The sequence below is a fragment of the Leucobacter celer subsp. astrifaciens genome (assembly GCF_001273835.1).
Lineage (GTDB): Bacteria > Actinomycetota > Actinomycetes > Actinomycetales > Microbacteriaceae > Leucobacter > Leucobacter celer.
The window spans coordinates 444,927-471,273 of record NZ_JHEI01000134.1; the positions used below are offsets into that span (position 1 = coordinate 444,927).

Here is a 26,347-nt window from a genome sequence, read left to right on the forward strand (position 1 = left end):
GACATGAAAGCAGCAGTCTTCCACGGGGCGAAGGACATCCGGATCGAGGAGGTCGCCGAGCCGACCGACGTCGCCGCTCACGAGGTGCGGCTGAAGCCGATCTGGTGCGGGATCTGCGGCACCGATCTGCACGAGTACGCGCAGGGGCCGATCGTCATCCCGAGCCACCCCCACCCCTTGACCGGCGCGGCCGCCCCGCAGATCCTGGGGCATGAGTTCTCCGCCGAGGTGCTCGAGGTGGGGTCCGCGGTGACGAAGGTTCGGGTGGGCCAGAAGGTCTCGGTGATGCCCCTCATCTTCTGCGGCACGTGCTACCAGTGCCGCCGGGGGCGGGGGCATCTCTGCGCCACGATGGCGTGCGTCGGGCTCAGCTATCGCTGGGGCGGCATTGCGGAGCAGTGCGTTGTCCCCGCCACTCAGGTCACCCCGCTGGCCGAGAGCATGACGGATCTGCAAGGGGCGCTCGTCGAACCCACCGCCGTCGCGGCGTACGGCGTCGATCGGGCGGGCGTGCGTCCGGGTGACGAGGTTCTCATCACGGGGGCAGGCCCCATCGGTGTGCTCGCCGCCCTCTACGCGGCGTCGCTCGGCGCGAACGTGACGATCTCCGAGGTCAACCCGAAGCGGCTCGAGCTCGCACGGGGACTCGACGTCGGAGTGGTGCTCGACGCCTCGCAGGCCGATGTCGTCGGGGAGCTCCGCGACCGCACCGAGGGTGTTGGTGTCGACGCGGTCATCGAGTGCTCGGGGAACGAGCGGGCGCTGCAGACCGCGCTCGCCGCCGTCCGGGCCGCCGGCCACATCTCGCAGACGGGACTGCACACCGGCCCGGCCGCCATCGAGCCGATGATCCTCTCGGAGCGGGACATCACCCTCGCCGGGACCTGGTGCTTCCCGGTCACCGACTGGCCCCGGATCATCGATCTGATCGGACGCGGGCGGCTCCCGGTCGAGCGCGCCGTCAGCGCGCAGATCTCCATCGACGACGTCGTCCAGCAGGGGTTCGATGCGCTCCTGGATCCCGCCGGCGACCAGGTGAAGGTGCTCGTGCAGGCCACGGCGAGCTGAGCGTACGCCGTCGGGGCCGGGGGCGCAGCTCGCGCCGATCCCGGACCGTGCCCGCTGTTCAGTGAGCATGCCACTCAGGGAGCGCTTCGTCGTATCATGTGCGCCCCCGACGAACGTCACTGATGGTCCCCCAGTGAGGCAAGGGCCAATGCGTAGCGCCGGAGTGCCGGACTTCGAGACGCGAATCGAAGTCGATACCAAGTTGTTACTGTTTCGGGTTTGTAAACGCTGGCCACCTAATTGTAAAGTCTGACTCAACACATCGTGTCCTCGCGTTTCGTCGCACCACGCGAGATTTCAAAGGAGAGAGAATGGCACTGGAGTCACAGCGAACCCCGCTCACCGGCTCGCGCTGGCAGGTCTCTCAGGGGCTGGTCACGATGGTCATCGCCCTGGTCGCGATCCTCGTCCTGGGATTCCTCGTCGCTCCGTCGAGTCTCGCACCCGGGGTGCTGCTGAGTGTGATCCCCTTCGCGTCGATCCTCGCCATCGTGGGCCTCGGCCAGATGCTCGTGGTGCAGCAGGCCGGGATCGACCTCTCCGTACCCGGCGCCGTCTCGATCGCCGTCGTGCTCGCGACCCACGTGCCGAACGGGGACTCGAGCCGGCTCGGGCTCGCCGTGGCGCTCTGCGTGGTGTTCGCCCTGGTCGGCGGTCTCATCAACGGATTCCTCGTCGGGGTCATGGGCCTCAACGCCGTCATCACGACCCTGGGCAGCAACGGACTCATGTTCGGCGCGATCCTGGCCATCTCGGGCGGTGTCCCCCGCACGACCACTTCACTCCTCGCGAGCATCACCAACGGGAACGTCCTCGGGATCCCGAACACCCTCCTCATGCTCGTCGTGACGCTCCTCCTGGTCTCGCTCCTGTTGAAGAAGACCGTCGCCGGGCGCCGCTTCGAGGGCATCGGCGCGAGCCCGGCGGCGACTCGCGCGATGGGGCTGCGCGTCCGCACGCACAAGGTGAGCGCCTACGTCTGGGCCCAGCTGCTCTACTCGTTCGCGGGGCTCGTCCTCGCCGGCGTCGTGGCCCAGCCGACGGCGTACCTGGGGAACAACTACCTGCTGCCCTCGGTGGCCGTCGTTGTCCTCGGCGGCACCTCGCTGCTCGGCGGGCGCGGCTACCCCATCGCGACGATCGTGGCCGCGTTCTTCCTGACGCAGCTGGAGCAGTTCTCCCTCGCGCTCGGAGTGCCCTACGCCGCGCGCACGCTCATGCAGGCGGCCGCGCTCGTGCTCGGCGTCGCGATCTACACGATCAACTGGGGCCGGGTGCGCCGTTGGCTCGTGTCGCGGCGCGGATCCCCCGCCCAGCCAGCCTCGGCCTGACCCGTTCTCCAGTATGTCCCACCCATCGAACAGATTTTCAGCGAAAGGAAACAGCATGAGTATCTCCAAGAAACTGCTGACGGGAGCTGCGGCGCTCTCGGCCGGCCTGCTTCTCCTCACGGCGTGCTCCAGCGGCGGCTCGACCGAGGAGGCGAGCGGCGGGTCCGGAGGCGGCAGCGGCGATGCCCCCGCGTGGTGCGGCCCGGATGAGGCGAGCGTCACGTTCCTCGACGGCTACATCGTCAACGGCTGGCGCAAGATCGCCGCGGAGACCGGCAAGCTCGAAGCGGAGAAGTGCCCGAGCGTCACCTCCTTCGAGATCATCGATGGCCAGGGCGACACCCAGAAGGCCATCTCCGACATCAACGGCGCGGTCGCCATCGGATCCGATGCGATCGTGGTCCACACGGCGTCCGGCGAGGCCATCCTGCCCGCGCTCCGCTCGGCGCACGACGCCGGTGTCGTGACCGTGCCCTACCGGGACGGTGTCGGCGGCGAGGAGGGCGAGGACTACGACATCTGGATCGGCTCCGACTACGTCGAGGACGGCCGCACCTTCGGCAACTGGATCACGGAGCAGTTCCCCGACGGGGCGAAGGTGCTCTTCCTGAGCGGCCCGGCGGGCACGACCCAGGGGCTCGACGAGAAGAGCGGCCTGGATGAGGTGCTGAGCGACGACAAGTACGAGTTCATCGGCGAGCAGCCCTTCGAGATCACCGACTGGGACCCGTCGAAGACGCAGCAGGTGCTGACCGCGGCAATCGCGAAGTATCCGGAGATCGACGTCATTGTCTCGGATTACGGCCCGTCGCTCGTGGGCGCCCTGCCCGAGTTCGAGAAGGCCGGCCGTTCGATTCCGGCGCTCGCCGCCTCGGACGGCAACGTCCTCGGCTGCTTCTGGACCGACCACCAGGAGGCGAACCCCGATTTCAAGATGATGACCATCAAGACCGGAACCGACAACATCGCACTCGCGGTGCAGCACGCCATCGCGCGCGCCACCGGCGGCGAGGTGCCCGCGGAGACCGCCTACGCCGGCGGCGTCTTCGAGGACTCCACGACGGACGACTCGCCGGTGCAGTGCGAGCCGGATCTGCCGGATGACATCTACCTCTCCTCCTCCGCGCTGTCGGGCGAAGAGCAGGCCACCCTCATCGGCAACTAACCAGGTCAGCGGTGGGTTGGCGGAGGTCCCCGGGCCTCCGCCAACGGATCCGGAATCAGTAGCGAAGGAAAACAACGTGCAGCAGAGCGATGCCATTGCGCAACGGCCGGTCATGTCTCTCCGCGGGATCGGCAAGAGCTTCTCGGGTGTGCCCGCGCTCACCGACGTGTCGCTCACCATCCACGCCGGCGAGGTGCACGCGCTCCTCGGCGAGAACGGCGCCGGCAAGTCGACGCTGATGAACGTCGCCACGGGGTCGCTGGTTCCCGATCACGGCACGATCGCCATCGGCGACGAGAGCTTCGGCTCACTGACTCCGACGCAGGCCGCCGCCCACGGCATCGCCATCGTGCACCAGCACCCCGCCGTGCTCCCCGACCTCACCGTCCTGGAGAACCTCCGGGTCGCGCTGCCGGCCGGCGTCTTCGCCGGTCGGCCTGCGAAGGACGTCGCCCGGGAGCTCCTGGCGCGGGTCCGCCTCAGCGTGCACCTCTCCGATCGTGTGGAGAACCTCAGCGTCGCCCAGAAGCACCTGCTCGAGATCGCGAAGGCCCTCGCCGTGCATCCCAAGGTGCTCGTGCTCGACGAACCCACCGCGCCGCTGGGCAGCGAGGCCGTCACGATGCTCTTCGACCTCATCGCCGAGTGGACCGCTGCGGGCACCGCCATCGTCTACATCACGCACCGCATGGCCGAGGTGCGGCAACTCGCCAAGCGGGTGACAGTGCTGCGCGACGGCCACGTCGCACGATCCGATGCCGATATCGCCGACGTCACCGACGACGAACTGCTGTCGCTGATCGTCGGTCGTCGCCTGGCCTCCGCCTTCCCCGACAAGCATCAGGCGGGTGACCTCGCACCCAACCTCGTCATCGAGCACCTCAGCGCCGACGGCGTGCACGACGTGTCGTTCTCGGCGAAACCCGGCGAGATCGTCGGCATCGCCGGGGTCGTCGGCAACGGGCAGGAAGAACTGATGCGCGCGCTCGCGGGCCTGGCCTCCCACCAGGGGCGGGTGGTGATCGACGGACAGGAGCTGAGCGCCCGGGAGCTGCTCGACTCGTCGGGGTACATGCCCGCGGATCGCCACCACGAGGGGCTGATCATGCGCCTCACCGTGCGCGAGAACGCGGCGATCGCCGCCCTGAAGCGATTCCGGCGCGGCCCCGGACTCAGCAGGCGGGCCGAGCTCGACCTGGTGACCGAGCAGCTGCGCTCCCTCGCGGTGAAAGCGCCCTCGCTCGACGCCGAGGTGTCTGCGCTCTCCGGCGGCAATCAGCAGAAGGTCGTCATGGCGCGCACCGTGCTCGCACGACCCAAACTCGTGCTCGCCCACGAGCCCACTCAGGGCGTCGACGTGGGGGCTCGGGCCGAGCTCTACCGCATCATCCGGGAGATCTCCGCGCAGGGGACCCCGGTGATCGTGGCCTCGTCGGACGCGAAAGAGCTGGAGGGGCTGTGCGATCGTGTCATCGTGCTCTCCCGTGGCCAGGTCGTCGCGGACCTCGTGGGCGACGAGATCCAGGAGGACCGGATGGTGCACACCGCGGTGAGCTCCAGGACCGAGACCCTCACCGCCGTCGGCACGAAGACGGTCGGCACGAGCCGGCTGTCGCGATTCCTTCAGGGCGATTACGCACCGGTCCTGCTGCTCGGGATCGTGATCATCGGCCTCGCCGGCTACATCCTGGGCCTGAACGACAAGTACCTCAACGCCTTCAACGTCACCTCCGTACTGACATTGACCACGGCGCTCGGCTTCATCGCGCTCGGTCAGACGATGGCGCTGCTGCTCGGGGGCATCGACATGTCGGTGGGCCCCCTCGCGGGCATGCTCGTGGTCATCGCCTCCTTCTACTTCTCCGGCGGCGCGCACGTCGGCTCGATGCTGCTCGGACTCGCGGCGATGATCCTGGTGTCGATCGCGACCGGGCTCGTCAACGGGGTCCTGATCAGATACCTGAAATTCACCGCGATCGCGGCGACGCTCGCGGTGTACTTCGCCCTGCAGGGGTTCAGCTTCATCCTCCGCCCCACCCCGGGCGGCAACATCGATACGGCCGTTGCCGACGTGATCCAGTCCAAGGTCTTCGGGATGATCCCGGTCGCCTTCCTCGTGCTCCTGGCCTGCACCGCCGGCCTGGAGTTCGCGCTCAAGCGGTCCATCTGGGGATGGCGGCTCCGTGCCACCGGCTCCGACGAGCCCAACGCGCGCCGGGTGGGCGTGAAGATCAACCGCACGGTCATCAGCGCCTATATCTTCGCGTCGCTGCTGACCTTCTGCGGCGCCGTCATGCTGATGGCGCAGCTCGGAGTCGGCGACGCCTCCCAGGGTGTCAACTACACCCTGACGAGCGTGACGGCGGTGGTACTCGGCGGCACGAGCCTCTTCGGCGGTCGCGGCACCTTCGTCGGCAGCCTGCTCGGCGCCCTCCTGCTGACGCAGGTGATCAACGCGATGTTCTTCCTGAAGCTGGACCAGTCCTGGCAGTACTACCTGCAGGGACTCATGATCCTGGTCGCCGCCGTCGTGTACTCGGTGGTCCGTGCGCGGGTCAAGAACCGGGTCGCCGCGTCCTGAAGCGGCGGCGCCCACGCAGCAGAGCCGCGGTCTGAGTTCATCAGACCGCGGCTCTGCTGCGCGGGCGCCCGACAGGTCAGCGCGCGGGGAGGATGCCCGCCTCGCGGTACCGCTTGAACGCGTCGAGAAAACTCTGGAGCGAGACCCGGGTGTTGTCGAATCCCCGTTCGCGGCTGCGCCGCATGTCCGCGAAGCACTCGATCGGCCGGCCCAGGTCGCTGTCCGAGTGCCACCACGAGGCGACGCGGGCGAGATCCGGCTCCACGAGCCCGTGCTCCGCGACGATCCCGGCCCACGATTCCTCCGCCCCGGTCATCCGGGGTTCGAGCGGCCGGTCCGTGCCGTTGTGGCCCTCCCAGGCGACCCCGAAGTGCTCGGCGATCCGCGGCCACATCCACCGCCAGCGGAAGACATCGCCGTTCGTGATGTTGAACGCCGTATCGGCGGCCGCGGGGGTCGTGGCAGCCCAGACCATCTGCTCCGCGAGGAGGTCGACGTCGGTGACGTCGGTGACGCCGTTCCACTGCGTCTCCGAGCCCGGGAAGATGAAGGGCTCGCCGGTCGCCCTGCAGATCTCCGCATAGGCCCCCAGCGTGAGGGCCATGTTCATGGCGTTGCCCGTGGCGAACCCGATGACGGTGTGCGCGCGGTGGGTGCTCCATGTGAAGCCCGAGCGCTCCGCGGCGGCGAAGAGCTCGTCCTCCTGCGCGTAGTAGAAGTTCGGGATCTCGATGCGCGGCTCCTCCTCGTGGAAGGGGGTGTCGGCCGATGCGCCGCTCGCGTAGGCCTCGAAGGGGCCGAGGTAGTGCTTGAGCCCGGTCATGAGCGCGATGTGGGACACCGAGCCCGCGGGCGCCAGGGCGGCGAGGAGATTGGCCATCGCGAGACGGTTCACCCGGATGTTCTCGGCCTCCGTCTCCATGCGCATCCACGTCGTGATGAACACGGCGTGCGGGGCCAGATCGGCGAGTGGCGCGAGGGTCTCGGGCTGCAGCAGGTCGGCCTGGAGCGGGAGCACCCCGTCCAGGGAAAGCGGCGAACGATTGAGGCCGGTGACCTCCCATCCCTGTGCGATGAGCTCTCGGCAGACGGCCTGCCCCGAGATCCCGCTGGCACCCACGACGAGCGCGCGCCGGGCGCTGTGATTCACTGACACGGAGAGTTCCCCTTCGAACGTACGAGCTAGGTCCTGACTGCGAAACAGTGTACGCTAAGACTGTACGTTTTGCTTAGTGTGTCTGAATCATTGGCGCGGTGCGCATGCTCCGATGCGGTGTCCTCGAGGTCGAGACCGCCGGGGAGCGAGGCGGTGCGAATCCACTGATCACCGGGTCGACAAAGGAGTTATCTGATGAAAGCGCTGCAGTTCCTCGGGGAGAACGCCCCGGAGATCTCCGAACTTCCGGTTCCCGACATCGGAGCCGATGAGGTCCTCGTCGCGGCCCGCTCGGTCGGGATCTGCCACTCGGACATCGAGCTGCTCGAGGGGCGCTACATCATTCCCTTCACCTACCCGATCATCCCGGGCCACGAGTGGGCCGGGGAGATCGTCGCCGTCGGCGACCGGGTCACCGAGTTCTCCGTCGGCGACCGGGTCGTCGGGGAGTGCGTCATCGGCGAGGACCACTTCGGCTTCTCGATCAGCGGCGCGGTCGCCGACTTCTTCGTGGCTCGCCCCGAGTGGCTGCACCGCATCCCCGAGAGCATCGACTACTCGAGCGCGGCGCTGATCGAGACGTTCACCGTCGCCTACCACGCACTCATGTCGGTCGGGAACATCAACGCGAGCGACACCGTCGCGGTCCTCGGTGCCGGGCCGGTCGGGCTCATGACCACAGCGGCTGCGCACGCCCTCGGCGCCGTCGTCGTCACCGTCGAGCCGTCCGCCGCGCGCCGCGAGGCCGCGCGCCAGCTCGGTGCCGACCACGCCGTCGATCCGTCCGAGTCCGAGGCGCTGCTCGCGTCGCTGACCGACGGCCGGGGGCCGAGCGTCGTGATGGAAGCCAGCGGCAACCCGAACGTCATGGCGAACGCGATCCGGATCGCGGCGCACGGCGCACGGCTGGGGTTCATCGGCATCAACGTCGGCAACGAGGCATCCGCGCCGCTCGGGCTGATCCAGTCGAAGGGACTGAGCATCATCGGCACCATCGGCTCGCCCGGTGTGTGGCCGGAGGCGATCCGCTTCTTGGAGCGCACCGGCATCGATCTCTCGCCGCTGGTCACGGAGCGGTTCCCGATCGCCGGCGCGATCGAAGCTATCGCCGCGTCCCGGGACTCGTCGCGCAACCTCAAGGTGCACGTCGAACTCGACGCGACCCTGTAACCCGTCCGACCTGCCACGCACGATTCACTGGAGGAAGCAATGAGGCTGAACGACAAGATCGCACTCGTCACCGGGGCCGCCGGAGGGATCGGCCGCGCGACCGCGGAGCGATTCGCCGAGGAGGGAGCGATCGTCTACGCCGCAGACCTGCGGCCGGGCGGTGCCTACGACTCCGACCGGATCACCGCGGTGGAGCTCGACGTGACCTCCGAGGAGGCGTGGACGGAGGTCGTCGGCGGGATCGTCGCCCGGCACGGTCGCATCGATGTGCTCTTCAACAACGCCGGGGTGGTGCAGTCCTATGAGCCGGTGGCGACCATCGATCTCGAGGATTGGAGGAGCGTCATCGACGTGAATCTCAACGGGGTGTTCTTCGGGTGCCGCACCGTGATCCCCCACATGCAGGCCGCCGGCGGGGGCTCGATCATCAACACGTCGTCGATCTGGGGCATTGCGGGAGCGGCGGGGGTCGCCGCCTACACGGCGTCGAAGGGGGCCGTGCGGCTGCTCAGCAAGAACGTCGCGCTGTCGTACATCGGCGACGGGATCCGGTGCAACTCCCTCCACCCCGGCCTCATCGACACCCCGCTCATCGCCGCGCAGGACGCCGGGATCACGGCGGACGTGCTGGCGAAGACGCCCCTCGGGCGCCTCGGGACGTCGCGCGAGATCGCCAACGGGGCTCTGTTCCTCGCGAGCGACGAGTCGAGCTACATGACCGCGGCCGAGCTCGTGCTCGACGGCGGCTACACGGCCCAGTAGGCGGATCCAGGGCCGGTCGCCGTGCTGCGCCGTCCGGTCGCGGCCCCCAATCACGCGTTCGACAGGAGAGACATGTCCGTACCCGATGCGAGCCCGAGACACGCGCGTTCCGAGCTGTCGCCGAACTACGACTGGTCGCGGCCGATCCCGGCCCCCGGGCATACCGGTGTCGACTACGAGTCGCGCGTGGACTTCGACCGGCTGCGACGCTACCGGCTGGCCCGGGCCCATGAGGCCCTCGCGGCCTCGGGCTGCGGAGCCTTCCTCCTCTTCGACTTCTACAACATCCGGTACACGACGCAGACCTGGATCGGAGGCGCTCTGGGAGACAAGATGATCCGGTACGCGCTGCTCCTGCCCGGTCAGGAGCCGATCCTGTGGGACTTCGGCTCGGCGGTGAAGCATCACCAGCTCTACTCGCAGTGGACGCCCGAAGACCACTACCGGGCAGGCTTCCTCGGGTTCCGCGGCGCGGTCTCGCCGCGGGCGGGCCTCATGCGGACCGCGGTCGCGGAGATCAAGTCGATCCTGGCGGCCGAGGGGCTCGCCGACGCCCCGATCGGCGTGGACATCATCGAACCGCCGTTCCTGTTCGAGATGGAGCACCAGGGGCTGCGCATCGCGGACGCGCAGCAGCCGATGCTGGACGCGCGGGTGATCAAGTCGATCGACGAGATCACCCTGCTGAATCAGGCCGCAGCGATGGTCGACGGGGTGTACCAGAACATCGTCGACGTTCTGAAGCCCGGCATCCGCGAGAACGACATCGTCGCCCTCGCGAATCAGCGGCTCTACGAGATGGGGTCGGAGCAGGTCGAGGCGGTCAACGCGATCTCGGGGGAGCGGTGCAATCCGCACCCGCACAACTTCACCGACCGGGTCATCCGACCGGGGGACCAGGCGTTCTTCGACATCATCCACTCGTTCAACGGGTACCGCACGTGCTACTACCGCACCTTCAGCGTCGGTTCGGCGACTCAGATCCAGAAGGATGCCTACAAGCAGGCGCGCGAGTGGATGGACACGGCCATCGACTCGATCCGCCCGGGCGTGGGGAGCGACGATGTGGCCAAGGTTCTGCCCAAGGCGGAGGACTTCGGGTTCGAGAACGAGCTGGCGGCGTTCGGCCTGCAGTTCGCGCACGGCCTGGGGCTCGGACTGCACGAGCGGCCGATCATCTCGCGGCTCAACTCGTTCGAGGATCCGGTGGAGCTCCGTCCGGGCATGGTCTTCGCGATGGAGACCTATTTTCCCGCGGCGGACGGGATCTCGGCCGCTCGCATCGAGGAGGAGCTGGTCGTCACGGAGACCGGGACCACGGTGCTGACGAAGTTCCCGGCCCAGGAGCTGTTCATCGCCAACGAGTACTAGGCGCTCGCGGCCCCGAAGATCTCCGGATGCTTCGAAAGCTGCCGGCGCGTACGGCGGATGTGCCCCGCCAGCACGCGCTCGGCCTCCTGGAAATCCCCGTCGCGCAGGGTCTGGATCAGGATGTTGTGCTCGTCATCGGCCAGGCGGCGCAGCTCGGGAGACCAGGTCGCGACATACGCGCGACGGTAGGGTGCGGTCGTGTTCCACAGCTTGGAGATGAGGTCGCCGAGCTGCTGGGTGCTGGCGTGCGCGTAGGTGGTCAGGTGGAACTCGCGGTCGAAGCGGAGGAATCCGTCGACGTCCGCAGCGGCTGAGGCCTCGGAGACCCGGGTCGCGAGCGACTCGAGGCGGGCGAAATCGTCCTCCGTGAGGTGGGGGGCGCTGAAGCCCAGCAGCAGCGGTTCGAGGCGTTCGCGCATGAGATAGACCTCCTCGCACTCGGGGAGCGTGAGCCGGGAGACCCATGAACCCGAGTTCGCGACGGTCGTCACGAGGCCCTCGTGCACGAGGATGCGGATCGCCTCGCGAACGGGAACGCGGCTCGCGCCGAAGCGTTCCGCGAGTTCCTCCTGCCGGATCCGGGCCCCGGGGTTGAGGTCGCCGCGGAGGATCTCCTCGCGCAGACGCTCTGCGATCCGCTCGCCGGCATCGCCGCCGCGCTGGCCGGGTGATTCCGTCGTTGCTGCCATCATGCTCCTCCGAGTGGTCGTCACGCACCCACCGTCATTCACCGCTCCGGATGCAGCGGGTGCCACAGGAGCGTACTCGCATCCTGCTCGTACGCCTTGCCGTCGGGATAGCTCACGAGCTCGAACTGCATGCCCCAGGGCGAACGGAAGTAGACCCAGCGCTGTCCCAGGCTCGCGTTCGCGCTCGCAACGGGATCGCCCATGATCTCGACGCCCTCGATGCGCAGGTACTCGAGGGCGGCGTCGAATTCGTCGACGTAGAACGCGAGATGATGCCCCCCGAGATCGCTGTTGCGGGGCTGGGGCCGCTGCTCATCAGCCGGGGTGTACTCGAAGACCTCGAAGTTCGATCCGAAGCCGCAGCGGTAGAAGTTGAGGCGGCGCATGACCGTGCGCGGGTGGACGCCGAGCTGCCGGGTCATCCAGTCGCCCTCGTCGTGCTGGAACGGGCCGAGCGAGTAGACGCGTTCGCAGCCGAGCACCCGCACGAAGAAGTCGTCGGCTTCATCGAGGTCGGGAACGGTGAATCCGATGTGGTCGGTGCCGCGCAGTCCTGGCAGTGGCATGTCTGCTCCTAAGCGATCGAGGCGGGTTGATTGTATTCAATCTAGCTCTATATTGGCTGATTCCGTCCCATAATCTGCATTCTGCGTTGCGATTGAATCCAATTACGCGTACAGTCACTCTTAACATTTCACGATTCGTTTCAACGGAGATTCACATGCCGAGACGCCGCAAGCTCGAAACCGGAGTGCCCTGGATCGAACTCAGCACCACGGCCGCCGACTGGAAGAACGCCGACCCGCAGCTGCTCGCGAACATGCTCGGGCAGATCCAGCTGATCCGGTCCTTCGAGGAGTCGGTGCTCGAGCTCGCCGGCGCGGGCCTCGTGCACGGCCCCGCCCACTCGAGCATCGGTCAGGAGGGCGGCGCGGTCGGCTCCATCCTCACGCTGCGCTCGAGCGACGGAGTGAACGGTTCGCACCGCGGGCACCACCAGTTCCTGGCCAAGGCCATCACGCACGTCTCGAACGGCGCGCTGGATCTCGGGGCCCTGGTGGGCGCGGACATGCAGGCGATGCTGCAGCGCACGCTCGCCGAGATCCTCGGCCTCGCCCAGGGCTTCTCGGGAGGACGCGGCGGATCGATGCACCTGCAGTGGCTCGAGGCAGGGGCGCTCGGCACCAACGCCATCGTCGGGGGCGGGGCCCCGCTGGCCGGCGGCAACGCCTGGGCGCAGCGGTACGCGGGAACTGACGACGTGTCGATCAACTACTTCGGCGACGGCTCCAGTCAGATCGGTTCGGTGCTCGAATCGATGAATCTGGCCGCCGCGTGGAAGACCCCGGTCATGTTCTTCATCGAGAACAACCTCTACGCCGTGTCCACCCACGCCAGCGAGGCGAGCGCCGATACGCGGTTCTCGGTGAGGGGGCAGGGGTTCTCGGTCCCGTCGTGGCGGGTGGACGGCATGGACCCGCTCGCCGTGCACCTCGCGACCCAGGAGGCGCTCGGCCGCATGCGCGCGGGCGAGGGGCCGGCGATCATCGAGGCCGAGGTCTACCGCTTCTTCCACCAGAACGGCCCGTTCCCCGGCAGTGCGTTCGGGTACCGCACGAAGGACGAGGAGAAGGCCTGGCGCGATCGGGATCCGCTGCAGCGGGTCGCATCGCGGATGCTGGAGCTCGGTCACGTGTCGGAGGCCGAGGTCGGAGCCGTCCGTGAGCAGTCGAAGCAGGCGATGGCGGAGGCGGTGGCCGCGCTCGTCGAGGCCGATCCTGAGCGCGAGGGCAAGCGGAGGATCAAGCCCGAGCTGTGGCCCGATCCCGCGGTGGTCGACACCGGCATCCGCAGCGATGCGCGTGAACTGGACGCCTGGGAGGCGAAGGAGCCGAGCGAGATCGGCGGAGCCTGGCGCGATGTGAAGTTCGGGGACGCGGTCGCCGGTGCGATGGATCGTCGCATGGAGCAGGACGAGCGCATCGTCGTGCTCGGGGAAGACGTGCACAAGCTCGGCGGCGGTACGAACGGGGCGACGAAGGGACTCGCTCAGAAGTACGGCCCGCAGCGCGTGATCGGCACGCCGATCAGCGAGAACGCCTTCTTCGGTTTCGCGACCGGTGCGGCCCTCGACGGACGCATCCGGCCCATCGTCGAGTTCATGTACCCCGACTTCATGTGGGTCGCGGCGGACCAGGTGTTCAACCAGGCGGGCAAGGCTCGGCACATGTTCGGCGACAACAACGATGTGCCGCTCGTGCTGCGCACGAAGGTGGCGATGGGGGTGGGCTACGGCTCGCAGCACCTCATGGATCCGGCGGGGATCTTCGCCACGCAGGCCGGGTGGCGGATCGTGGCCGCCTCCAACGCGGCCGACTACGTCGGCCTCATGAACGCCGCACTCGCGCTCGAGGACCCGGTGCTCGTGATCGAGCACGTCGACCTCTACGGCAAGGCCGATCGTGTGCCGGAGACCGAACTGGACTACATCATTCCGCCCGGATCGGCCGCGGTGCGGCGCGAGGGCTCGGACGTCACGGTGCTGACGTACCTGACGATGGTCGATCACGCGCTCGAGGCCGTCGAGCAGACGGGCGTCGACGCCGAGGTGATCGACCTGCGCTGGCTCGACCGCGCCTCGTTCGACTGGGACACGGTCGGCGAGAGCATCAGGAAGACCAACGCCGTGCTGATCGTCGAGCAGGGCGCCCGGGGCGCCTCGTACGGGGGGTGGCTCGCCGATGAGATCCAGCGCCGATACTTCGACTGGCTCGACCAGCCCGTCGAGCGGGTCACCGGAGGCGAGGCGAGCCCGAGCATCTCGAAGGTGCTCGAGCGGGCCGCGATCGCCCGCACCGAAGAGGTCGTCGACGGCCTCGAACGGGTGCGCACCGCACTCGGAGGGAGCAACTGATGGCCAGTATCGTGCGCATGCCGGAGCTCGTGACGGGCTCCGCCGAGGCCGCAATCGCGACCTGGCTCGTGGCCGTGGGCGACGAGGTCGCGGCCGGGCAGCCGATCGTCGAGATCGAGACCGAGAAGGCGACGGTCGAGTACGAGGCCGAGGGGTCCGGAGTGCTCGCGGGCACGCTGCTCGAGGCCGGAACCTCGGTCGCGGTCGGCACCCCGATCGCCGTGCTCGCCACCGAGGGGCAGTCGGCCGAGGAGGCGCTCGCCGAGGCCGGAGCGGCCGCGGGAGAGCGGCCTGGAGCTGATGACTCCGGGTCGGCGCAGCCGGATCCCGAGCCCGTTCCGTCCCCGGCGTCTGCTCCGGATCGCGAGCCCGTTCCGCTCCCGGAGCCCGCCGAAGGGGCGGCGCCCGCAGACACGAGCGCTGCGGCCTCCTCGGACGAGCGCCGGTTCGTGAGCCCGCTCGTGCGCAAGATCGCGCGTGAGCGCGGCCTCGACCTCAGCGGGGTGCGGGGCACCGGACCCGACGGGCGCATCGTGCGCCGCGACATCGAGGGTCTCGAGGCCGCATCGGCGCAGACCGCTGCTGCTCCGGAGGCCGTCGCCGAACCGGCGGCCTCCGCGCCTCGGGTCGCGGCAGCCGCGCAGGCGGCTCCCGCCCCGCAGACCGAGGCCGGAGCGTACACCGACGTGCCGCACACCGGCATGCGGCGCGCGATCGCGCGCCGGCTCACGGAGAGCAAGAGCACGGTGCCGCACTTCTACCTCGTCGCCGACTGCCGAATGGACGCGCTGCTCGATCTGCGTGCGCAGGTCAATGCGCTGGAGGCGACCCGGGTCTCGGTCAACGACTTCGTGGTGAAGGCGGTCGCCGTCGCGTTGCAGGACGTGCCGGGCGCGAACGCGATCTGGACGGACGAGGCCACGCGCCGATTCGACTCGGTCGACATCTCCGTCGCGGTCTCCGTGCCCGACGGACTGTTCACCCCGGTCGTGCGCGGGGTCGAGAAACTCTCGCTCGGCGCGCTCAGCCGCGAGATCCGCGACTACGCCGAGCGTGCGCGTGCGGGCCGGCTGAAGCAGCACGAGCTCGAGGGCGGTTCCTTCTCCGTCTCCAACCTGGGCATGTACGGCACGAGCGAGTTCTCGGCGATCCTCAACCCGCCGCAGGCAGGTATTCTCGCCGTGGGTGCGGCGGAGAAACGGCCGGTGGTGCAGGAGGACGGCACGCTCGGCGTCGCAACCGTCATGACGGTCACGCTCTCGGCCGACCACCGCGTACTCGACGGCGCGCTCGCCGCCGAGTGGCTCGCGGCCTTCAAGAAGCGCATCGAGTCCCCGATGAGTCTGCTCGTCTGACGTCGCCCTCGTCGTCTCCGCACCGGTAAGGTCACCGATATGCCAACGCTGCTCCAGATCGATTCGTCCGCGGACGGGATGCGATCCCGAACCCGCCGTCTCACCGAGGAGTTCGCCCGTGCCTGGCGGGCGCGCGGCGAGGACTACACGGTGGTCTCACGCGACCTGCACCTCGACCCGCTCCCGCACCTGCAGTCGACGGACCAGCACTGGCCCGATCGCCTGCGGCGCGGGGCTGGGGTCGATGCGGAGCTCGATCGGCTGCAGGCGGCCGTCATCGACGAACTGCTCATGGCCGACGTGGTGGTGGTCGGCGCTCCGATGTACAACTACGCCTTCCCCGCCTCATTGAAGGTCTGGATCGATCTGGTGCACATTCCGGGCCTCACCGCGCCGTTCGACGTGCCGGCGCAGCCGCTCGCAGGTAAGCCGTTCGTCATCGCCGGTGCGCGCGGCGGCACCGACGACGACGGAGCGTTCGCGCACCTCATCGCCCAGCTGACCCTCGTCTTCGGGAGCGGGCTCGGAATGGACGTCCACGCGGTCACGACGAGCCGCACGCTCGCGGACCGGCTGCCCGAACTCGACGCTGAGCTGGCCGCGGACGAGCTCATCCGGGCGATCGAGGCGTCGCGAGAGCTGGGGTCGCGGGTGTAGCGGGTGCCGGGTGTAGTGGGTGCCGGGTGTAGCGGGTGCTGGGTGTAGCAGGTGCTCAGATGAGCCGCAGGTCCGTCGGGGGGACGAAGTCGGTGCCGGGCGGAGTTCCGGGTCCGGGCGCGGCCTCGGTGCCGGTGCCGGTGCTCTCCGAACCGGCCCCGTCGAGGTTCGCCTCCTCGGTGAGTGCGAAGAACAGCTCCGCGAGGCGATCGCCGAGCTCGTCGAAGGCCCCGTTCTCCTCCGGGCCGGCGAGCGCGGCCGCGCGCAGCGCGCGCTCGTAGACGCCGCTGAGCACGGGCATCGCCCGCTCCACCGGAATCACGAAGCGGCGGCCGGCCGCCGCGACCACCTGCTCGACGATCCCCGCGATGCTGGCGTAGAAGCGATCCATGAACTCGTGGTGGCCCGGCGCGATCGAGGGGTCGCGCATGGCGAGCAGTAGGAATTCGGCCTCGAGCACGAACCAGGCGGTCGCGTCGCGTGCCGGGGCGAAGAACTCCGCGATGTAGCGCGCCGCCTCGGCGGGTGAGATGCAGCCGCTGCGCTCGCGCAGGGTGGGCTCCAGTTCGCGGGCCTTCTCCGCGAGGTCCGCGGCGCGGTGCTCGAACTCGCGTTCCAGCAGCGCCAGGAAGAGCTGCTCCTTGCTCGAGAAGTTCGAGTAGAAGGCGCCGCGCGTGAACCCGGCCCGGGCGCACACGGCTTCGACGGAGGCGCCCTGCAGACCCTCCTCCGCGAAGACCTCGATGGCAGCGTCGAGCAGTCGGGTGCGGGTCTCCTGGCGTCTGGCACTGGGAGTCGACATGTCCCCATCATCGCACGTTCAGGCTGTTCGAAGTTGATGCGGATACATTGGTGTATCGAAACCGATGCATCAATGTATCGAGTGCGACCCTCTCAGCGACCGAAAGGCCTGCATGTCCACGCTGCTCTACGCCCTCGGCCGGTGGGCGATCCGCGCGAAGACCCTCGTCCTCATCCTCTGGATCGCGGTGCTCGCCTTGCTCGGCGCCGGCGCCGGGCTCTTCGGGCAGGGCGCCAACGCCCCCATCACGATCCCGGGCACCGAATCGCAGCAGGCGATCACCGAACTCGGGCGCACCTTCCCCGAGGTCAGCGGCACCAGCGCGACGATCATCGTCGTCGCGGCCGACGGTGAGCGTGTCGATGACGCGGCCTACGAGCAGGTCATCTCCGATGCTGCGGCAGATCTCGAGGACGTGCGGGATGTCGCCGCGGTGCAGACGCCCTTCAGCGAGCTGGCCAGCGGCGGGCTCGCCGAGGACGGCAGTGCCGCACTCATCACCGTGCAGGTCGAGGGCGACATGACGACGGTGCCCGACGCCACGATCGAGGGGATCGAGCAGGCCGCCGAGCAGATCCGGGACGGCTTGCCGCAGGGCGCCCAGGTCTCGTACGGCGGCGAGATGTTCTCCGCGTCGGTTCCCGGTCTCAGCCCGGCCGAGGCGGTCGGCGTGCTGGTCGCGTTCGTGGTGCTGATCCTCACCCTCGGCTCGCTCATCGCCGCCGGCATGCCGCTGCTCATCGCGATCCTCGGCGTCGGCGTCTCGATCGCCGGCATCTTCTTCGTGACAGCCTTCGCCGACCTCACCTCCACGACCCCCATGCTCGCGCTCATGCTCGGCCTGGCCGTGGGCATCGACTACACGCTCTTCATCGTGAGCCGGCACCAGGAGCAGCTGCGTGCGGGTCTCGGCGTCGAGGAGTCCATCGCGCGCGCCACGGCCACCAGCGGGTCCGCGGTGGTGTTCGCCGGGCTCACCGTGATCATCGCCCTCGCCGGTCTCGCCGTCGTCGGGATCCCGTTCCTCACGGCGCTCGGCGTGGCGGCCGCGGCGGCAGTCGCCGTGGCGGTGCTCATCGCGATCACACTCACACCCGCCATCATGGCGATGGCGGGGCATCGGATCCTGCCGAAGAAGCAGCGCCGGGCGCTTGCAGCGGCGGTTCCGCCGATTGAGCGAGTGGATCCCGCCTCGCCGATTGAGCGAGTGGATCCCGCCCCGCCGATTGAGCGAGCGCAGCGAGTCGAAATCGAAAACGCCGAGGGTTTCGACTCCGCTTCGCTCCGCTCAACCGGCGGTGAGGGCGAGCCCGACCGCTCGCGCGGCGGCGAGAAAGCGCCTCGCCCGACGGGCGGAACCGCACACCGCCCCTCCCGCGCCGACCGCTTCTTCGCCGGGTGGGTGCGAGCGGTCACGCGGCGCCCGATCATCACGATCGCGGCGGTGCTCGTCGCGCTGGGACTCGCGGCCGTTCCCGCGCTCGATCTGCGCCTCGCGCTCCCCAACGCGACCTCGCTGCCCGCCGACGATCCGGCCCGCGTCACCTACGAGCTGACAGGTGAGCACTTCGGCGAGGGCCACAACGGCCCCCTGCTGCTCACCGGGTCGATCATCACGAGCGACGATCCGCTCGGGCTCATGGAGGACCTCGCCGACGAGGTGCGCCAGGTGCCCGGCGTGGCCGACGTGCCCCTCGCGACCCCGAACCAGGGCGCCGACACCGGCATCATCCAGGTGGTGCCCGAGGAGGGCCCCCACTCCGAGAGCACCGCCGAACTGGTGCATACCCTGCGCGACATGCACGACGAGTGGCAGCAGGAGTACGGGGTGAGCCTCGCGGTGACGGGCTTCACCGCGGTCGGCATCGACGTCTCCGAGATGCTCATGCAGGCGCTGCTGCCCTTCGGCATCCTCGTGGTCGGGCTCTCGCTGATCCTGCTCGCCATGGTCTTCCGCTCCGTGTGGGTGCCCATCAAGGCCACGCTCGGCTATCTGCTCTCGGTGGGCGTCGCGTTCGGAGCGGTCGTCGCGGTGTTCCAGTGGGGCTGGTTCGCGGATCTGCTGCACGTGAGCTCCGCCGGTCCCGTGCTGAGCTTCATGCCGATCATCCTCATGGGTGTGCTCTTCGGCCTGGCCATGGATTACGAGGTGTTCCTCGTCTCGCGCATCCGCGAGGAGTACGTGCACGGCGCGAAGGCGAGCGACGCGATCCGGCGCGGTTTCGTCGGCAGCGCGAAGGTCGTCACCGCCGCCGCGCTCATCATGTTCGCGGTGTTCGCAGCCTTCGTGCCCGAGGGCGATCCCAGCATCAAGGTGATCGCGCTGGGCCTCGCGGTCGGCGTGTTCGTCGACGCCTTCATCGTGCGCATGACGCTCGTTCCCGCAGTGCTCGCGCTGCTCGGGGATCGCGCCTGGTGGATGCCGCGGTGGCTCGCGAAGCTGCTGCCCGCCTTCGACGTGGAGGGCGAGGGGCTCGCCCGCGAGATCGCGCACGCCGAGTGGCCCGCCGACCGTCCGGACGCCGTCATCGCGGCCGATCGCCTGCTGCTGCCGCACCACGTGCGCGTGCCCGAGCTGCGAGTCGGCCCGGGCGAGGTGCTGCTGCTCGACCCGCGCGATCCCGCGTCGCTGCCGCTCGCGGAGACCCTCACCGGCCGCGGCCCGATCGTCGCCGGCACCGTGAAGGTCGACGGGTTGCTGCTGCCGGAGCGGTCCGCCTCGCTGCGTGCGCGCTCGGCCTGGGCCGGCCCCGAATCGCTGCGGGAGGCGCTGCGGGATCGCCCCGCGCTGCTGCTGCTCGACCTGCGGGCCGCTGCTGAGCGGCCGATGGCGCTCGACCGCGTCGAAGACGTGCGCTCGGCGCTCGCCGCCGCGACCGTCGAGACGAGCCGTGGATCGGCTCCGCCGCTGACGATCGTGGTGCTCGGCGGGCCTGATCTCGCCGAACGGCTGCTGCCCGACGGCGCGGTGTTCGTCGTGACGGATGCCGATCCGGCCGACACCGATCCGGCCGGCACCCGCCCCGTACTCGCCGGCACCGCGCAGACCATGGAAGGAGCCACCCGATGAGCCTGCCGCTGACGCGACGCACGGGGAGCAAGCCCGTGCACTGGACCACGATTCTCGGTCTGATCCTCGTGCCGCTCACGGTGGCGGGTGTGCTGCTGTGGGGGCTCTGGAACCCGACCGAGCGGCTCGACAGCGTCACCGCGGCCGTCGTCAACCAGGACGAGCCGGTCGAGGTCGACGGCCAGCTGGTGCCGCTCGGGCGTGTACTCGCGGGCGAGCTGATCGGGTCGGGCTCATCCGACGACGGGGGCGCTGCAGCGGGCGAAGAGTCCGGATCCGGATCCGGCACCGTCGACACCAACTTCACCTGGGTGCTCACGGACGCGGATGACGCGGAGGCGGGCCTCGACGACGGCCGCTACGCCACGGTCGTCACGATCCCCGAGAACTTCTCGGCCGCCGCGACCTCGCTCTCCGGGGGCCCCGACGGCGCCGAGACCGCGCACATCGACATCGCCGAGAGCGATCGCGGGCGCCTCATCGACACCGCGCTCTCGAGCATCGTCACCCAGACCGCGACCGGGGTGCTCAACCAGCAGCTCGGCGCCCAGTTCGTGGGCGGCGTGTTCGTCGGGATGAGCGAGCTCCACAGCGGACTCGGCGACGCCGCGGACGGCGCCTCGCAGCTCGCCGACGGCGGGGAGCAGCTCGCCGAGGGAGCGACCCAGCTGGCCGACGGCACGCAGCAGCTCTCGGACGGCACGCAGCAGCTCTCGAGCGGAGCGGGTGAGCTGTCGACGGGCGCCTCGCAGTTCGCGACCGGCGTCTCGGAACTCTCGACCGGCGCGGGCGAACTCTCCGCCGGCGCGAGCGGCCTGGCCGATGGTGTGGCGCAGTACGTCGGAGGCGCTTCGACCCTCGCCCAGTCGTACGCGACGCTGGAGCAGGGCACGATCGCCACCGCGACGCAGCTGAAGACGCTCATCGGCGCGCTCGGCCAGTTGCAGCTCGACAGCGCGGAGCCGCAGGGTCAGATCGAGAGCGGTATGACCGCGGCGGGAGCCGGAACGGCGGCCCTCGGCGAAGACATCGGCACGCTCTACGTGCAGTGCCTCGCGTCGGGCGCCGCGCAGGAGTTCTGCGACGGCATGCTCGGCACCCTGCAGACGCGGGCTACCGAGATCGGCGGCGGCCTCGCCACCGCCGGCACCGGTATCGAGGGTCTCGGGGCAGCCATGCAGACGTTCCAGGAGACGGCCAGCAGCGGGCAGCAGCCGTCGGGGGGAGACCCGATCGCTCAGCTCGACCAGCTCATTGCCGGAGCCGGCGACTTCGGCACCGGACTCGACGAGTTCGCGGCGCAGGGCGCCGCCCTCTCGAGCGGCGCCTCGCAGCTCGCCTCCGGCTCTGCGGGGCTCGCGAGCGGAACGGCCGCGCTCTCCACCGGTGCGTCCGGGCTCGCAGACGGGGCGTCCCAGCTCGCCACCGGCACCGCCGAACTCGCGGCCGGTACGCCTGAGCTCGCCGAGGGCGCCGCGCAGCTCGCCGACGGCGTCGGCCAGTCGGCGGAGGGCACGGGCGAACTCGCCACGGGCCTCGGTGAAGCCGTGAGCGGCATCCCGAACTACAGCGAGGCCGAGCGGGAGAAGCTCGCCGAGACCGCCGTGGCCCCGGTCGAGGCCCGCGGCGGCAGCGACGAGCTGTTCAACGCCTCCGGTGTGCCGCTGTTCGCGGGCATCGCGCTGTGGGCGGGCGCGCTCGCCTCATTCCTGGTGCTCGCGCCGCTGTGGCGCCGCACGCGCGAGGCGGCGCGGGGTGTGGGATGGATCGCGCTGCGCAGCGCCGTGCCGGCGGTGGCGATCGGGGCGACGCAGGGTGCGATCGCCGGCGTCGTGCTGCCGATCGCGCTCGGCTACGACCTCGGTCGGGGGGCCGCGTTCTTCGGCCTGGCGCTGCTGGCCGGGATCGCCTTCGCGCTCGTGGTGCAGGGACTCTCGGCGCTGCTCGGCGGCTTCGGGCGCTTCATCGCCTTCGTGCTGCTGGTGATCGCGTTCGCGGTGGGGATCGTGTCGACGGTGCCGGGGGCGCTCGCGGCCGTGGGCGATGCGAGCCCGCTCGGTTCGGCGCTCGCGGGGTTCCAGGCCATCGCGACGGGCGGGTCCGGAGCGGGGGTCGCCGCCGTGCTGCTCGTGCTGTGGGGGCTCGGCGGACTCGTGCTCACCGCGTTCGCGGTCGCGAGGGCGCGGAAGGCTTAGGGAAAACGCGAAGCGTTTTCCGCCTTCCGCGCCGACGCTACTGCGTCGGGAAGGCTTAGGGAAAACGCGAAGCGTTTTCCGCCTTCCGCGCCGACGCCACCGCGCCGGGAAGGCTGAGAGAAAACGGGTTCCGGGCTGAGGACGAAACGCGCCAGCGTTTCGTCGCCCGGGACCCTGCGGCTACGGCCGCAGGCGTTTCCGCCTTCCGCGCCGGCGCCGGCGCGCTCGCCGTTCCCGCGTGACGCGTTCGCATGCGGACAGGCGACGGCCGATGCCGAGACGGCATCGGCCGTCGCCGCAGCGCACACGTGATGGCCCCGGTGGCGTGAACCGAAGAGGAACCCGGCGCACCGGCTGTTCAGCTTGGCGGCTTCCCGATGAATAGCGGTTGAACGCTCACGGGATAGGCGCCTTTCCGGCTCCGCGAGATGAGACCGTTGTTTCGGTTTGGAACCACCACATCTCCGGAGGGAAATCATGAAGCTTCGTGCACTCAAGACGGCCGCGGTTGTCGCGGGCGTCGCACTCCTCGGACTCGGCCTGGCCTCCTGCACCAGCAGCGCCACCGCCGATGACTCGACCGCGTCGGCAGACTCGACCGGGTTCGCCGTCGATTCGGAGACGCTGGTGTTCGGCGTCGTGCCCGACTCCGTCGACACCGAGACCAACTACCAGCCGCTGATGGATTTCATCGCGCAGGAGACGGGGAAGACCGTCGAGTACCACGAGTCGACCGACTACGCTGCACTCATCGAGGCCGCCATCGCGGGCAAGATCGACGTGGCGTCGTTCTCCGGCTTCACGTACGTCACCGCGACCAACAACGGTGCGGAGCTTACTCCGATCTCGTCGATCGTGACCGAGGAGGGGCAGGAGCCGGGCTACTTCTCGGAGGCGATCGTTCCCGCCGACAGCAGCATCGACTCGATCGAGGGCTTCGCGGGCCTCAAGGTCTGCTTCGTCGATCCCTCCTCCACCTCGGGGTACCTCTTCCCGAGCTACAACCTGCTCGAGGTCGGCATCGATCCCGAGACCGATGTCACCCCGGTGTTCGCGGGCAAGCACGACGTGAGCGTGCAGAAGGTCGGCGAGGGGGTCGAGTGCGAGGCCGGGTTCGCTGAGGACAGCGAGGTGGCCAAGTCGGACAAGGTGAAGTCCATCCAGCAGACCATGGTGCCGGGCGCTCCGATCGTCATGTCGACCTCGCTGCCGGCGGACATCCAGGACACCCTCGTCGCCGCGCTGGAGCAGGTGACCATCGACGAGATCATCGCATCGGGCGTCGAGAGCGCCGATAGCGACGCGTTCCGCGCGACCTTCTACGCGACCGAGCCGGTCGATGACGCTTACTACGACCTCATCCGCGACATCTGCGCGGAGACCAACGCCCAGCAGTGCCAGGCGTAGCGGTTCGCCGTACGCACGATTGACCAGAACCCGGGAGGCCACCACCATGACTCAGACCGTTCCTGTGCTCCGCGTCGACGGGCTCACGAAGCGCTATGACGAGACGACCGCGCTCTCCGATGTCACGCTGCGCGTGGACCGCGGCGAGATCGTCGTGCTGCTCGGCCTCTCGGGTTCTGGAAAGTCGACCCTGCTGCGCCACATCAACGGCCTCGAGACGCCGACCGCGGGTGCGGTCGAGGTGCTTGGCCGGGGTGTGCCGCAGCTGAACGGACGCGGGCTGCGCGCGCTGCGCAGCCGCGTCGGCTTCATCTTTCAGCAGTTCGAGCTGGTCGGCCCGCTCACGGTGCTCGAGAACGTGCTGAGCGGGGCGCTGGGTTCGCTGCGCGGACCCCGCATCGGACTCTTCAGCTACCCGCGTCACCTCAAGCATCGCGCGCTCGAGCGTCTCGATCGCGTCGGCCTCCTCGACCGCGCCTATCAGCGCGCCGACACCCTGTCCGGAGGCCAGCAGCAGCGCGTCGCGATCGCTCGCGCGCTGATGCAGGATCCTGAGGTGCTCCTCGCCGATGAGCCCGTGGCCTCTCTCGACCCCGAATCGAGCACCCAGGTCATGTCGCTCATCCGGGAGATCGCTGCGGACGACGGCCTGACCGTCGTCTGCAGCCTGCACCAAGTCGACCTCGCGATCTCGTGGGCCGACAGAATCGTCGGCCTGCGCCACGGCGAGCTCGTGCTCGACATGCCGGCATCGGGTCTCAGCAAGGCCGAGGTGATGGAGATCTACGGTCGCGTCGCCACCTCGACCGCCGAGCTCTCGGCCGTCGAGAACGAGCTCGCCGCGCCCGGCGCCGGGCTCGCGCCGGCCGGCGCCGGGCTGCGCGATCCGCAGAACGCAGGAGTCGCGGAGCTCGTGTCGTGACGCTCACTTCCCTCCCCGCGCCCTCCGTCGGCGAGCGCGCGCCCCGTCGCCCCCGCGATCCGCAACGCATCGCGGCCGGCGTCTCCCTCGGCATCCTCGCGATCCTCGCCGCGGTCGCGCTCGCCCGTATCGATATCTCGATCACCGGCATGTTCGAGAGCGGTGGGAACGCCCAGCGGTTCTTCGCCCGGGTCGGCGGACTCTCGTTCCCCGAACCGCTCGAACTGCTGCAGCTCACCGTGCTGACAGTCGGGCTGGTGCTCACCGGCACGGTGCTCGCGGCCGCGATCTCCGTACCGGTCGCCTACCTCGCCGCCGCCAACACATCGCCGAGCGCCGCCTGGCGCGGTGTCGCCCGGTTCATCGGCGTGTTCACCCGCGCACTTCCCGATGTCGTGCTGGCCATGGTCTTCGTGCTCCTGTTCTCGCTCGGCGCGCTCCCCGGCATCCTCGCGATCGGCATCCACTCGATCGGCATGATCTCGAAGATGTTCGCCGATGCGATCGAACAGATCGACGAGGGTCCGCGGCTCGCGATCCGCGCGGCCGGCGGCACACGGCTGCAGGAATTCACGGTCGGGATCCTGCCGCAGGTCGCCCCTTCCTGGGTCGCGACCGTGCTGCACCGCAACGACATCAACCTCCGCGGCTCCGTGATCCTCGGTTACGTGGGGGTCGCGGGCCTCGGCCTGGAGATGTCGCACGCATTCAAATCGCTCAACTACGGCCTCGGTCTCGGTATCGCGCTGGTGATCTTCGCGCTGTGCGTCGTGATGGAGATGATCTCGAGCGCGGTCCGCGTGAGCATGCTCGGGGAGCAGGCCGGCAAGGGCGTCTTCGTACGGCTGTTCTCCCGACGAGGATCGCGCGGCATCGCGTCCGCGCCTCCGGGTGCGGCCGTGTTCGCTTCGATCGAGGCGGCGATGCATCGGCCGTGGACCCCGACCCGGGTGCGCAACGTCGGAGCCGCGTGGATCGCGGTCGCGGCCGTCGTCGCGGGGGTGGTCGTGAGCAACATCACCTGGAGCGACTTCTTCACCTTCTGGGCGAAGGTGCCGGCCGTCGCGGCCTCGTTCTGGCCGCCGAACTTCGGCAACTACGGCTTCGAGACGATCTTCAACGCCATGATCGAGACCATCGAGATCGCGCTGGCGGCGACGCTCATCACGTTCGTGCTGTCGATCGTGATCGGTTCGCTCGCGGCGAGCAACGTCGCCCCGAACCCGGCGACGCGCGGCGGCTTCCGCTTCCTGCTCGTCGTGATCCGCGGCGTCCCCGAGCTCATCCTCGCGATCGTGCTCATCGTCATCACGGGTCTCGGCGCCCAGGCCGGCACCATCGCACTCGCCGTCGGCGGTGTCGGGCTGCTCGGCAAGCTCATCGCCGACTCCCTCGAGGAGGTGCCGCGCGGCCCCGAGCGAGCGCTCGCCGCAGCCGGCGCGAGCCGCATGCAGAAGTTCGCGGGCGCCACGCTGCCGCAGGGTGCGCCCGCGCTCATCGGCCACACCTTCTACCTGCTCGATACGAACATCCGTGCGGCGACGCTGCTCGGCATCGTCGGAGGCGGCGGAGTCGGCTACTACCTGCTGAACGCCGGGCAGGGTTCGAACTACCAGCTCGTGGGTTCGATCGTGATCATGATCCTCATCACGGTGCTGCTCGTCGAGGGGCTCGCCATGTGGATGCGGAACGTGCTGCGATGAGCGGGGCTCCGCTCCCGCCCGCGCCGCCT

Annotated in this window: 19 protein-coding genes; 15 read left to right on the top strand and 4 right to left on the bottom strand. The window is 69.3% G+C overall.

Annotation, left to right across the window (positions count from 1 at the left end):
• The first annotated feature begins 3 nt into the window (after window positions 1-3).
• The 4 genes from AMS65_RS06115 (at window position 4) to AMS65_RS06130 (ending at window position 6,145) form a co-directional block, all read left to right on the top strand.
• Complete coding sequence (locus AMS65_RS06115; protein ID WP_053383243.1) at window positions 4-1,068, top strand: 2,3-butanediol dehydrogenase; 1,065 nt, start codon at window positions 4-6, stop codon at window positions 1,066-1,068.
• 311 nt (window positions 1,069-1,379) lie between these two features.
• Window positions 1,380-2,399 carry an ABC transporter permease gene (locus AMS65_RS06120; protein ID WP_053383244.1) on the top strand — a complete coding sequence of 340 codons (1,020 nt, stop codon included), beginning with the start codon at window positions 1,380-1,382 and terminating at the stop codon, window positions 2,397-2,399.
• Window positions 2,400-2,454: 55 nt separating this feature from the next.
• A complete protein-coding gene (locus AMS65_RS06125) occupies window positions 2,455-3,564 on the top strand; it encodes a substrate-binding domain-containing protein (protein ID WP_053383245.1) in 1,110 nt (369 codons plus the stop codon).
• 76 nt (window positions 3,565-3,640) lie between these two features.
• The gene (locus AMS65_RS06130; protein WP_206541968.1) at window positions 3,641-6,145 is read left to right on the top strand and encodes an ATP-binding cassette domain-containing protein; all 2,505 of its coding nucleotides are present in this window, start codon (window positions 3,641-3,643) and stop codon (window positions 6,143-6,145) included.
• Window positions 6,146-6,221: 76 nt separating this feature from the next.
• On the opposite strand, the gene AMS65_RS06135 is transcribed toward AMS65_RS06130, so the two are convergent.
• A complete protein-coding gene (locus tag AMS65_RS06135) occupies window positions 6,222-7,301 on the bottom strand; it encodes an SDR family oxidoreductase (protein WP_206541969.1) in 1,080 nt (359 codons plus the stop codon).
• 195 nt (window positions 7,302-7,496) lie between these two features.
• Here AMS65_RS06135 and AMS65_RS06140 point away from each other — a divergent pair, with 195 nt between their 5' ends.
• The 3 genes from AMS65_RS06140 (at window position 7,497) to AMS65_RS06150 (ending at window position 10,604) form a co-directional block, all read left to right on the top strand.
• A complete protein-coding gene (locus tag AMS65_RS06140; RefSeq protein WP_053383247.1) occupies window positions 7,497-8,471 on the top strand; it encodes a zinc-dependent alcohol dehydrogenase in 975 nt (324 codons plus the stop codon).
• Between the two features lie 39 nt (window positions 8,472-8,510).
• Window positions 8,511-9,233, top strand: a complete 723-nt coding sequence (locus AMS65_RS06145) for an SDR family NAD(P)-dependent oxidoreductase (RefSeq protein ID WP_053383248.1) — start codon at window positions 8,511-8,513, stop codon at window positions 9,231-9,233.
• A 72-nt stretch (window positions 9,234-9,305) separates the two neighbouring features.
• Window positions 9,306-10,604, top strand: a complete 1,299-nt coding sequence (locus tag AMS65_RS06150; protein ID WP_053383249.1) for a M24 family metallopeptidase — start codon at window positions 9,306-9,308, stop codon at window positions 10,602-10,604.
• Here AMS65_RS06150 and AMS65_RS06155 read toward each other — a convergent pair.
• The gene (locus AMS65_RS06155) at window positions 10,601-11,293 is read right to left on the bottom strand and encodes a GntR family transcriptional regulator (RefSeq protein WP_053383250.1); all 693 of its coding nucleotides are present in this window, start codon (window positions 11,291-11,293) and stop codon (window positions 10,601-10,603) included. The two genes, AMS65_RS06150 and AMS65_RS06155, sit on opposite strands and share 4 nt — an antisense overlap.
• Before the next feature lie 38 nt (window positions 11,294-11,331).
• Window positions 11,332-11,859, bottom strand: a complete 528-nt coding sequence (locus AMS65_RS06160; protein WP_053383251.1) for a VOC family protein — start codon at window positions 11,857-11,859, stop codon at window positions 11,332-11,334.
• 155 nt (window positions 11,860-12,014) lie between these two features.
• Between AMS65_RS06160 and AMS65_RS06165 the strand changes: the two genes are divergently transcribed.
• From AMS65_RS06165 to AMS65_RS06175, 3 genes are read left to right on the top strand one after another with little or no spacing between them, the layout of a single operon-like run.
• Window positions 12,015-14,207 (top strand): alpha-ketoacid dehydrogenase subunit alpha/beta, encoded by a 2,193-nt coding sequence (locus AMS65_RS06165; protein ID WP_053383252.1) that lies wholly within the window; start codon window positions 12,015-12,017, stop codon window positions 14,205-14,207.
• Window positions 14,207-15,562: a pyruvate dehydrogenase complex dihydrolipoamide acetyltransferase gene (locus AMS65_RS06170; protein ID WP_053383253.1), complete on the top strand. Its 1,356-nt coding sequence runs from the start codon at window positions 14,207-14,209 to the stop codon at window positions 15,560-15,562. The genes AMS65_RS06165 and AMS65_RS06170 overlap by 1 nt, the downstream gene beginning before the upstream one ends.
• Before the next feature lie 39 nt (window positions 15,563-15,601).
• The gene (locus AMS65_RS06175) at window positions 15,602-16,219 is read left to right on the top strand and encodes an FMN-dependent NADH-azoreductase (protein WP_053383254.1); all 618 of its coding nucleotides are present in this window, start codon (window positions 15,602-15,604) and stop codon (window positions 16,217-16,219) included.
• Window positions 16,220-16,274: 55 nt separating this feature from the next.
• On the opposite strand, the gene AMS65_RS06180 is transcribed toward AMS65_RS06175, so the two are convergent.
• Window positions 16,275-17,021 (bottom strand): TetR/AcrR family transcriptional regulator, encoded by a 747-nt coding sequence (locus tag AMS65_RS06180; RefSeq protein WP_083451514.1) that lies wholly within the window; start codon window positions 17,019-17,021, stop codon window positions 16,275-16,277.
• A gap of 112 nt (window positions 17,022-17,133) precedes the next feature.
• Between AMS65_RS06180 and AMS65_RS19030 the strand changes: the two genes are divergently transcribed.
• The 5 genes from AMS65_RS19030 (at window position 17,134) to AMS65_RS06205 (ending at window position 26,318) form a co-directional block, all read left to right on the top strand.
• On the top strand, window positions 17,134-20,091 hold the full coding sequence (locus tag AMS65_RS19030; protein ID WP_053383255.1) for an MMPL family transporter: 2,958 nt from the start codon (window positions 17,134-17,136) through the stop codon (window positions 20,089-20,091).
• Entirely contained in the window at window positions 20,088-22,286 is a 2,199-nt protein-coding gene (locus AMS65_RS06190) for a YhgE/Pip domain-containing protein (RefSeq protein WP_053383256.1), read from the top strand. The genes AMS65_RS19030 and AMS65_RS06190 overlap by 4 nt, the downstream gene beginning before the upstream one ends.
• Window positions 22,287-22,763: 477 nt before the next feature.
• Complete coding sequence (gene phnD, locus AMS65_RS06195) at window positions 22,764-23,693, top strand: phosphate/phosphite/phosphonate ABC transporter substrate-binding protein (RefSeq protein WP_053383257.1); 930 nt, start codon at window positions 22,764-22,766, stop codon at window positions 23,691-23,693.
• Window positions 23,694-23,739: 46 nt separating this feature from the next.
• A complete protein-coding gene (phnC, locus tag AMS65_RS06200) occupies window positions 23,740-24,615 on the top strand; it encodes a phosphonate ABC transporter ATP-binding protein (RefSeq protein ID WP_053383258.1) in 876 nt (291 codons plus the stop codon).
• On the top strand, window positions 24,612-26,318 hold the full coding sequence (locus tag AMS65_RS06205; protein ID WP_053383259.1) for a PhnE/PtxC family ABC transporter permease: 1,707 nt from the start codon (window positions 24,612-24,614) through the stop codon (window positions 26,316-26,318). Before phnC ends, AMS65_RS06205 begins: the two co-directional genes overlap by 4 nt.
• Window positions 26,319-26,347: the final 29 nt, after the last annotated feature.